7 protein-coding genes are annotated in these 10,670 nt (G+C 30.8%); 6 read left to right on the top strand and 1 reads right to left on the bottom strand.

The features are described 5' to 3' along the window. Positions 1-184: 184 nt before the first annotated feature. On the bottom strand, positions 185-790 hold the full coding sequence (locus T384_RS0105590) for a hypothetical protein (protein ID WP_027120179.1): 606 nt from the start codon (positions 788-790) through the stop codon (positions 185-187). A gap of 341 nt (positions 791-1,131) precedes the next feature. On the opposite strand from T384_RS0105590, the gene T384_RS0105585 reads away from it, so the two are divergent. The 6 genes from T384_RS0105585 (at position 1,132) to T384_RS0105560 (ending at position 10,599) form a co-directional block, all read left to right on the top strand. Further along, positions 1,132-1,881 (top strand): DeoR/GlpR family DNA-binding transcription regulator, encoded by a 750-nt coding sequence (locus tag T384_RS0105585; RefSeq protein ID WP_036499396.1) that lies wholly within the window; start codon positions 1,132-1,134, stop codon positions 1,879-1,881. 5 nt (positions 1,882-1,886) lie between these two features. After that, entirely contained in the window at positions 1,887-4,013 is a 2,127-nt protein-coding gene (locus tag T384_RS06765; protein WP_052663606.1) for a PTS fructose transporter subunit IIABC, read from the top strand. A gap of 42 nt (positions 4,014-4,055) precedes the next feature. Next, on the top strand, positions 4,056-4,973 hold the full coding sequence (locus T384_RS0105575) for a 1-phosphofructokinase (protein ID WP_036499394.1): 918 nt from the start codon (positions 4,056-4,058) through the stop codon (positions 4,971-4,973). A 1,047-nt stretch (positions 4,974-6,020) separates the two neighbouring features. Then, the gene (locus T384_RS0105570; protein WP_027120176.1) at positions 6,021-8,090 is read left to right on the top strand and encodes a glucose PTS transporter subunit IIA; all 2,070 of its coding nucleotides are present in this window, start codon (positions 6,021-6,023) and stop codon (positions 8,088-8,090) included. Continuing rightward, on the top strand, positions 8,080-9,471 hold the full coding sequence (locus T384_RS0105565) for a glycoside hydrolase family 1 protein (protein WP_027120175.1): 1,392 nt from the start codon (positions 8,080-8,082) through the stop codon (positions 9,469-9,471). Before T384_RS0105570 ends, T384_RS0105565 begins: the two co-directional genes overlap by 11 nt. Continuing rightward, positions 9,472-10,599, top strand: coding sequence for a CAT RNA binding domain-containing protein (locus T384_RS0105560; RefSeq protein ID WP_027120174.1), 1,128 nt, complete (start codon positions 9,472-9,474; stop codon positions 10,597-10,599). It abuts the gene before it with no gap. Positions 10,600-10,670: the final 71 nt, after the last annotated feature.

Raw genomic sequence — 10,670 nt, 5'->3', positions numbered from 1 at the left:
GCGAAAGCGTTTCCGTTTTTTAGTATACTTTTAATAACACGATGTCAATGGTTTCAAAGAAATCTAGACATTAACACACTTAAATCATTACTTCCGATTCTGTCGTACAGACTATAATGACTTTATTGAAATGATAATGGGAGGATTCATTTTTTGGTAGATTGTAAATTTAATTGCAGCTCTTTTAATTGTTGCTTAGATAATCTATTCAATTAGTTGTTAAATTTATTCCATTTGGAACGCTATTTAAAAAAGGAAATTCTTCCGAATTAAGCATAAATTTTGAATCTACTGACAAACCCGAAATAAATGTATCTGCGATGCTATAACTAGCATTATTTGCATTTCACTTAATTTCTATATTTAAATTGGCTCCTTGTGAACTAGCAATTAAATTCGCAGTAAAAACAAATGATATGGTTGTGCCATTAGACTGATAATTATAGTTATTTAGCGAAAAGTTATAAGATGGTTGAATATTTGGCCCTGTGCTTGTTTGAGCAAACATCATTGCTGTCTTAAAAACGGAACGTGCTGAGAGTTTTAATGAATCAAATAAAAGGGCTGAACTCATATTTGCTGAGATATATGCGCTTATACCAGCTTGTCCATTTTCTTTTTGAGCATTTTGAATTGCAGTTTTAGACTGATTAGAGGGTTCTAAAGAATTGCTTGATGGTCCAGCATTAGAACTATTTCCGCAAGCTGCAATAGTTGCCGGAATGATAATTGCTATAGTTCCAAAAGCACTACCAATTAGGGTTTTCTTTAAAAAGTTTTTTTGTTTCATAATTTCTCCATAGAAATACTTTTGTTTTTCTATCAAATTCTAGCATACGTGATTTTCGCATTTAATTGAAATTAATATAGAACATATTATTTAGATCATCAAATTTTAGTTTGACGATATTTTCTTTTTTATATCTCTTATAAAATTTGGTAAAATACGAAGAAAAACCAATTTATTATTAGTTTAAATCCATATCATCAATTTTTAGAAATTACATATAGATAAACAAAATTAAACGATTTTTGGCGAACAAAAATTAATTCAAACTAATTCAAAATAATTCATATCTATTCATTTCCTTGTTATACTTGAGTTGATCATCAAGTTTGATCTATAAAATTATGTCAATATTAATTAGTCAACAAATTCTAAATTTTTTAAAAGACAATAAAGTCTGTAAAATTGCCGATATTCAAAAACAACTGAAACTAACTCAGCCTACTTTAAGACGGCACCTTATTAAATTAGAAGAAGAACATTTAGTGAGACGTTCTTTTGGTGAAGTAGTTTTAGAAAACAACAATAATTTATATTTATCTGACCGAGATACCAATGTTAAATTAACCCAGGATGTGAAAGCTAAAAAAGCAATTGCCAAAATGGCCAGTACATTTGCAAGCCAAGCAAATGATATCTTTGTAGATAATGGTTCAAATTGTTTTTTTCTTATAGATTATTTAAAAAACCATCAAGGTTTGCAAATTTTTACTAATAGTTTATTAAATGCTCAACATGCTTTAGAACTTGGGTTTAACGTTCGGCTGCTTGGCGGAACATTAAAACCTAATACGAAATGTATTGTTGATTTAGACCCTGACACTTTATTACGTCAAAATTTTGACGTTTGCTTTTTAGGCGTTAATGCCATTGGAAACAATTATAAATTGACAACTCCAGAACGACGTGAAGGAATAGTTAAAACCCAAATGGCGCTACGTAGTAAAAAGGTTCTAATTTTAGCAGAAGCTAGTAAATTTGGTTTAAGTGCTAATTATGATTTTACGCCAAAAGACACAGATATTAATCTTGTTACTAATAAACCTGATTTGAAAAATAATAAATTGACCAAAATTATATTCGTTAGGGAGTAATACCAATGAAATTAACTGACCTTTTTAATAAACAGCTATGTTTCTTCGATAAGGAATTTGCATCCAAAGAAGATGCTTTAAAATTTTTATCTGAGCAACTAGTAAATAACCAGATGGCTGATAATCAGACTCCTGTTTTTAATGGACTCAATGAACGAGAATCCCAAGTATCTACTGGAATTGGTGATGGATTTGCCATTCCTCACGTCAATAGCGAAACAATCAAGCATAACTCCGTAAGTTTTTGCAAGGTTAAAGATTTAAACTGAAATTCGCTAGATGAAAAACCAGTAAACTACATTTTTATGATTGCTTTAAATAAAAATAACGCTGGTAATGACCACTTAAAATTAATTGCCCAATTAAGTCAAACGATGCTTGATCCGGACTTTAAAAAGTCATTATCGTTAGTAAAAACTTATGAGGAATTAGTTACTGTTTTTAAAACCATCCAATTCAAAAACGAAGCGGCAGAAAACAAAGCATCAGATTTAACTAATAATTCTGGTTATGATTTTGTTGCAGTAACTGCTTGTCCAACGGGAATTGCTCATACTTTCATTGCGGCTAAAATGATTGAAAACGCCGCGAAAGAATTAAACCTTAAAGTTAAAGTTGAAACCCAAGGAACAGAAGGAATTGCTAACCGCATTAGTATGGATGAAATTAATCATGCTAAAGGGATTTTATTAGCCATTGATAGAAACATTGAATTAAATCGTTTTTCAGGACATCAAAATGTGATTGAAACAAGTACTGGATCAGTTATAAAAGATGCTAAAAAACAAATTCAAGCAGTTATGGAATTAAAAGGAAAACCATTAGGCGGTGGCAATGCTGCAAAAGCAAATTTTGCTAGTAATATTGATGAAGCAGAATTAAGTTTTCATAAATTTGGAAGAAGATTATATAAAGCCATTTTAACCGGGGTTTCATATATGTTGCCTTTTGTTATTTTTGGTGGAATATTAATCGCCGTTAGTTTCTTGATTGATATCAACAATGCCGGTAGCAACAATTTTGGTAGTGGCTCATCTGCATCACTTTGATTTAATAAATTAGGTGGAATTGCATTCGGTTTAATTGTTGCTTTATTATCTGCTTATACAGCCTTTGGACTAGTGGGTAAAATAGGTATTTTACCCGGATTCATCTGTGGACTAATCTCTAATGGTCAATTCTTATTCAATATCGATATTGAAACTGGAGCTGTCGACTTTACTGCTGTATCTACTGTGTCTTCAGGTTTTTTTGGTGCCATAGGTGGTGGGATTTTTAGTGCAGCCATGTTAATTGTTATCACTAAGTACATGTTGCATTGAATGCCAAAGTCGCTTAATGGAATTAAAAACATTTTAATCATTCCTTTATTTGGAACTCTATTAATTGTGGTTATTTTCTGAATTATTAACATTCCATTAATTTATGTTAATTATGGTTTTAGAAGATTTTTACAAATTATGAATCAACCATACTTGGCACCACTTCTTGGCCTAGTGATTGGTGTCATGATGGCTGTTGATTTAGGTGGGCCAATTAATAAAGCTGCTTATGTATTTAGCGTTGCAACTTTAGATGGTGGACAACAATCACTTGCAATGGCTGCTTCAATGATTTCGGGAATGGTGCCTCCACTTGGAATAGCCTTTAGTGTTACCTTCTTTAGAAAATTATGATCCAAAGAAGAACGAAATAATGGTTTTGTTAATTATGTCATGGGTTTATCTTTTGTTTCTGAAGGGGCAATTCCATTTACAGCAGCTAATCCGAAGGTGATGGTTCCTGCGAATATTGTTGGTGGTGCTATCGCTGGTGTTTTATCGGCTGGATTAGGCGTTACTGTTGCTGCACCTCATGGAGGAATCTTTGTGGTTGCGTTAGTGCGCAATAATATAGTTACTGATGTTTCGGCGGCTAACAATATTGGGATCGGAATATTATTTATGTTAATTGCTTTAATCGCTGGTAGCATCGCTTCCATGTTAATGATTTTAATCATGACTAAAGTTACTAATGCAAGAAAATTAAAATATCCCGAAAAAAATCCAATTGAAAAGAAATTTGTTTTTTCTTGAATTAGAAAAAAACAAGATCAAAAACCAAATGTCGAAGTTGTTTCTAAACGCGTATAATTAATTGTTAATTATTAGAAAGAAGTTGGCTTTAAATTGCATATGAATAAATTTTGTACTGTTACTTTAAGTCCTAGCATTGATTACCGGATTCACAATGAAACAACTTTAAAGTTGGAAGGATTAAACCGAATAAGTAATTATGAATTTGTTCCTGGTGGTAAGGGAATCAATGCTGGTGTTACTCTAAAACGATTAAATTATGAAGTTAAAAACTTTACTTTTTTAGGAAAAGATAATGCTTCATTTTTTAACAATTTAGTGGCTAAAGAAAATCTCGACGTCACCGCCTTTTTAATTGATACACCCACCCGGATCAACATCAAATATCATGACAGTAAGTTAGATTTTGAAATTAACGGGATTAATCCAGAAATTGACAAAATCAACTTTAATAAATTTAAGCGCGAATTACAAAGTTTAGATAACACCGACACAATATTTATAATGGGTAGAATTAGTGAAGTTTATCTTAAAGAAATTTTAGCAATCGTAGTCGACAAAAAAATGCGTTTTGTTTTAGATATCGATAGCGATAAAACCCTAGAATATCTGAAATATAAACCATTTGTTTTTAAACCCAATTTAGATGAAGCACAACGTGTTTTAAAACAAGAACTCAAAGATCAAAAAGCTATCAAACAAGCATTAATTAAATTACGACACTTGGGAGTAGATCATCCTGTAATTAGTTCAGGAGCAAATGGTGCATATGCCTTAATCCAAAATAATCAAGTTATTTGAGTTCGTGCTAAAGCTAAGATTAATGTTGTCTCGACAGTTGGGGCTGGTGACAGTTTGATTAGCGCTTATGTGGCTCAATTATTAAAAACAAATGATGTTCTTGAATCTTTTAAGTATGCAAATGCTGTAGCGTTAAGCGCCATTAGTTCTCCGTGGTTGGTTGATATCAATAAAGTTCAAAAAATGTTAGGTTTATTGGAAATTCATTTAATTTAGCGGTTGTCATTATTTTTTGGCTTATTATGTTTGTTGGATATTAAATTTGGTATTTTAGATTCGCACCTCAATTCCTAGTTAAAACTAGAATGGGGTATTTTCGATGCGTATTTATTATTTGAAGTTGTTCTTAATAGTATTTTTTCATTTTTTATAGTTATTCTAAGTGTTTATTTATGAAAGTCGAATTTACTTATTCAAGGAAATCAAGCAAATTTAGTTAGTTTACTTATAGTGTAAATACCATTTAAGTAAAACTTACTTATGAAAAAAATAGTTAAACTGTGACTGATAGACAAAAATAGAAAAATCATTAAATTTAACGGGCGTATTTTTAGTTCAATGTCCAAAGTCTTTTAGAAAAACCGCACAGGTATGCGACAGAAAAACTTTATTAGTCTGAGTAATACTGATAATTTTGAATTGGCTCAAATTGATTCGGGGTTTATTTAGTATGGTGACAAACTCGTCTTATTGACGAATGGCAATATTTTCCAACTCATGAGAGGTCATCAGGAATGAATTAAACTCAAACGCAACCGTGATTATTATTAATCGATTGAAAGTTCTACTCATTTTGATCTTTCAAAAAATTTGCCTTTTGGAACATATAAGATAACTACAATTAAGATGAGAGCGAATTCTTTTTAGGAACCGTCATAATCTAAAGAAACAATAAGTTTAAATAAGATTTTTTTCAAAAAGGTAATTTAGAAATGGTAAACGATAATTGCTACCATAAGTTAGAAGTCACTTTTTTTAATGTGCTGTGTTGATTGGTTACCCTTCGTTCAATTAGAAGATATGCATGATTTTCTCAAATCAATAAAACTTTAGTTCTTATTTGAAAAAAACCATGCATATTATTTTATTTTTTAGTGAAAAATAATTCTTTTTCGCGTTGAATTTTGTTAACAATTTTAAACACCATCTAATTTGTTTGAATTGTTATCAACAACATTGATTGCTAAAATGTTAACAATTGGATTGCCATTATTGAGTTAAGCAAAACCATTGAGTTTTTCTATGCCAATAAAGGTTTTTCATATGCAGTATAAAGAATTAGCACAAGATATTATTGATAAGGTTGGCGGACCAGAAAATATTACTAGTATCAAACATTGCATGACAAGATTAAGGCTGGTTTTAAAAGATGATAAAAAACCAGATACCGAAGCCGTAAAGAAATTAAACGGTGTTTTAAGTGTTGTTAAATCTGGTGGGCAATATCAGATTGTAATCGGGAATGAAGTTAAAAACGTTTATAGTGAAGCCACTAAAATTTGAAATCCTAATAATTTAAACATCTCCTCTACTGGAGGATCTGCTACTGATGGAATTCAAATCAAAAAGAAGAAAATGATTTCAAAACTAATTGATTTCATAGTGGCAGTCATTATTCCAGTAGTTCCCATTTTGATTGTATCGGGGACTTTAAAAGGTATTGTTGCAATTATGGCAGTTTCTGGAGTACCTACAACTGATACAATGTATCTAATTTTGGAAAATTTGGGTGATGCTACATTTAGTTTTTTGCCTGTTTTTGTAGCTATTAATGTTGCCAAAAGAAAAGATATGAACGTTTATGTCGCAGTTGCAATTGCATTATTTTTAGCAATTCCTCCGATTGTGTATAACATTAGTGGATCAATTGCTTCGGTTAATAGTGTTGCTAAACAGCCAATTGAAACTATCTTTCAAGGAACAATATTTCAAACCAACATTTATCAAAAAATCGGGAATTTTCCTATTATTTGACCTGCAGGTGGGTACACATCTAGTTTTATTCCAATTATTGTTATTTTACTAGTAGTTGCTAAATTAGAAAAATTTTTAAAAAGAGTTACTCCGAAATCATTTTCGTTGTTTAGCACTAATTTAATTGTTTTCTTTATCGGTGGCTTTGCTGGTTTATTATTTCTTGGACCTTTAGCTTCTTGGTTCCAACAAATTATTGCATACATAGTAGATAGTATCTATGCTTTCTCACCAGTTTTAGTCGGATTAGTTTTAGGTTTTTTCTGACAAATATTAGTTATTTTTGGATTGCACTGAGCTGTTAACCCATTACAGTTATTACAATTACAATCTGGCTCAAGTGTAATTATGGCGATTTCTTTTTTACCATTTGTAACTCAAATAGGAATCGTTTTTGCAATTGCTTTAATTGAAAGAAAAACCATCAATAAAAGCCAAGCTATTGGTGCATTAGTTAGTGGTGTGTTTGGTATTACTGAACCATCAATTTATGGTTTTACCTTGCCAAGAAAAAAACCGTTTTTCTTGTCTTGCGCAATTTCTGCAGTGATTTGTGCAATTGCAGGAGCATTTGATTTACATGCCTTTGGCTTTGCTTTAGGGTTTACTGGTTTGCCATTGTTTTTAGATCCTGTGAATGGCGTTAATCAAAATTTCTATGTAACTGTTATTTTATGTTTTGCTGGAATTATAGTTAGTTTCATCTTCATGTTAATGTTTTATAAATTAAAACTTCCTGTTAAGTGAAACCTAAAGTTATTAAGTTGAAAAAATACTACAATTGCTAAATATAATGTTTTTAAAACGGCGATTGATAAAAAAATAACTGTTCCCGTTCGCGTAAATGTTGTTAATCCTGTAAAAAAGTTTTCAAAAACAGTTAAAGCAAAATTTGAATTCAAAAACAAAAACAAATTTATTTATTTTGGAAAAAATGGGGAGTATGTGCCTTTAACTGAGGTTAAAGATTCGGTTTTTGCAAGTGGAGCTTTGGGTGAAGGTTTTGCATTAAAAAACTTTAATTCTAACGAAATTAAAGCCTTACAAGAATTTGAGGTGATGTTTGTAGCAGATACAAAACACGCAATTGCTTTGAAAACTAAAAAAGGTTTAGAAATGTTAATTCATGTAGGTTTAGACACTGTGAATTTAAAAGGACAATTTTTTGATGTTGATCTAAAAGCTGGAGATATTGTGAAAAAAGGCGATACTATTTTAAAATTTGATTATCAAAAGATTGCTGAAGCTGGGTATGATAATTCAATTATTGTTACTTTCCCGTCACGTGAGCAATACAAAGATATTGTAATTCAAGATTGCAAAAAATTTATCAGAATGGAGATTCAATATGCTAAATAAATTCCCCGAAAAGTTTTTATGAGGTGGTGCAGTTGCCGCCAATCAAATTGAGGGAGCTTACAACATAGACAATAAAGGTTTAAGCGTTCAAGATTTCTTACCACAAGGTGGTCACGGACCAATTTCAGATAAGCCTGTAGCTAGCAATTTGAAGTTAAATGGAATTGATTTTTATAATCGCTATAAAGATGACATTAAACTCTTTAAAGAAATGGGTTTTAATACGTTGCGGCTTTCTATTGCTTGGTCTCGAATTTATCCAAATGGCGATGATCTTGAACCTAATGAATTAGGTCTAAAATTTTATGATAATTTATTTGATGAATTAATCCAACAAGGAATTGAACCGGTTGTTACTTTAAGTCACTATGAGGTCCCATATAACCTTGCTAAAAAATACAATGGGTTTGCTTCAAGGCAAACAATTAAATACTTTATGAACTATGTTCAAACAGTTTTTGAAAGATACAAAAATAAAGTCAAGTATTGGTTAACTTTTAATGAAATCAATGCCACTTTATTTTTACCTTTTATGGCCGTTGGCGTCTTGCAAAATCAAGAAGATGTAAATGTCAAATTCCAAACCAGCCATCACGTTTTAGTGGCTAGCGCAATGGTTTGTAAATTAGCCAAAGAAAAATATCCCCAATTCAAAATTGGCTGTATGTCCATTGCAATTCCAATTTATCCAATGTCAGCTAATCCAGTTGATAGCATTGATAAGATGAAAAAAGAATGACATAATTTTTTCTTTTTAGATGTGCAAGCCCGTGGCGCATATCCCACTTATATGAATCGTTTGTTATCAGAACATAATATTCGTATTCATTTCGAACCAGAAGATCAAGACATTTTAAAAAACACTGTCGACTTTATTAGCTTCTCTTATTATTTTTCTAGTGTTACTGATGGGAAAGAGGCTGTATTTAATGGTTTTAAACCAGTTATTAATCCCACAATTAAGGCAACTGACTGGGGTTGAAATGTGGATCCGCTTGGATTAAGAATCATTCTTAATACACTGTGAGAAAGATATCAAAAACCATTAATGATTGTCGAAAATGGCTTAGGTGCTAAAGATGAATTAATTGAAAAAAATGGCACAAAAACAGTTGATGATTTTTACCGAATTGACTACCTTAAAAAACATTTAATTCAAGCGGCTGAAGCAATATCAGATGGGGTCAATTTAATTGGATATACATCTTGAGGTCCAATTGATTTAGTTTCTGCTGGAACAGGTCAGATGTCAAAACGTTATGGTTATATTTATGTGGATTTAGATGATTCTGGTAAAGGTTCATTAAAACGTTATAAAAAAGCATCATTTGAATGATACAAAAATGTCATTAAGTCCAATGGTAAAACCTTATTTGAATAAATGAAAATTTTAAAAGTCTTTAATAATAATGTCGTTTTAGCTTTAAAAGATAATCAAGAAGTGGTCGTTCTTGGCTTGGGAATTGGTTTTCAAAAAAAGGTTAATGAAAGCGTTGACGAAAACAAAGTAAGTCAATTTTTCATAAAGCAAAGCATTAATAATCTTAATTATGCTAGTGAACTATTTGAGAACTTTAGTGATCAAGAAATTCAATTTTATGATCAAACATACGCAAAACTTAAGCTGGTTTTTCCATCATTAAATAATAATTTGTATTTTTCATTGAGCGATCATATTCATAACAGTTTAGTTAATCATGAAAAAATAACCAATTATGCATTGCAAAATTCCTTGTATTTTTACATCAAAACTTTTTATAAAAAAGAGTACGAAATTTGTCAGACAATCATCAAGGAAATTAAAAATAATTTTAATGTTGCTATTAACGACAAAGAAAGCATTTCTTTGACCTTACATTTGATTAGCAACCTTAACAATACAGATACAGAAGCTATCTTAAATGTCACCACGATTGTTAGTGAAATTATAAAGATTATTAGATTGCAAGCTAAGCGTTTAGTAATTTCTGAAGACCATATTGACTGGCAACGTTTTAAAATTCATTTAGAATTTTTAGCGATGTTTGTTTATCGTCACCAAAACTACCATGAAACCCACAAAAATAATGACCAGGTGTCACAAAGCCTATTAAATACTTTGTTAGCTGATCATCAAAATATCTCGCCTATCTTCAAAAGTATTTTACAGTTTTTAGATAAAGCATATCAATATGAATTAAACACAAGTGAACAAGTATATTTGTTGGTTCATTTGATTAAAATCATTGGTAGCAAAGGAAGTAATGATTTAAGTGTGTTAATGTCTAGATTTCTTTGAAACCATTGACATCGTGTTATTAAAAGTATACTAAAAAACGGAAACGCTTTCGCAATTTTCCGTTTTTATCATTATTTAAACGCGCAAATCTTTGACTCTTGGTCAAGATTGAACAATAAATTAAGTGTTTGTATTTATTCTGGTTGCAAATCTATATCAAATAGAATTTCGAGTTGCTGAATTATACTTTGCCAATTACGAACTTTCATTTGCCTATCGTCGCGTTCGTAATTCATGATGCCTAAATAAACAATTTTTAGAATTGCTTTATTATTAACAAAACTAGATTTGGTTTTGGTTAC

It is taken from the genome of Mycoplasma testudinis ATCC 43263, assembly GCF_000687795.1.
Lineage (GTDB): Bacteria > Bacillota_I > Bacilli_A > Mycoplasmatales > Mycoplasmoidaceae > Mycoplasmoides > Mycoplasmoides testudinis.
Note: the sequence above shows the minus strand (reverse complement) of the source record. Positions and strands in the feature narration are given on the sequence as shown.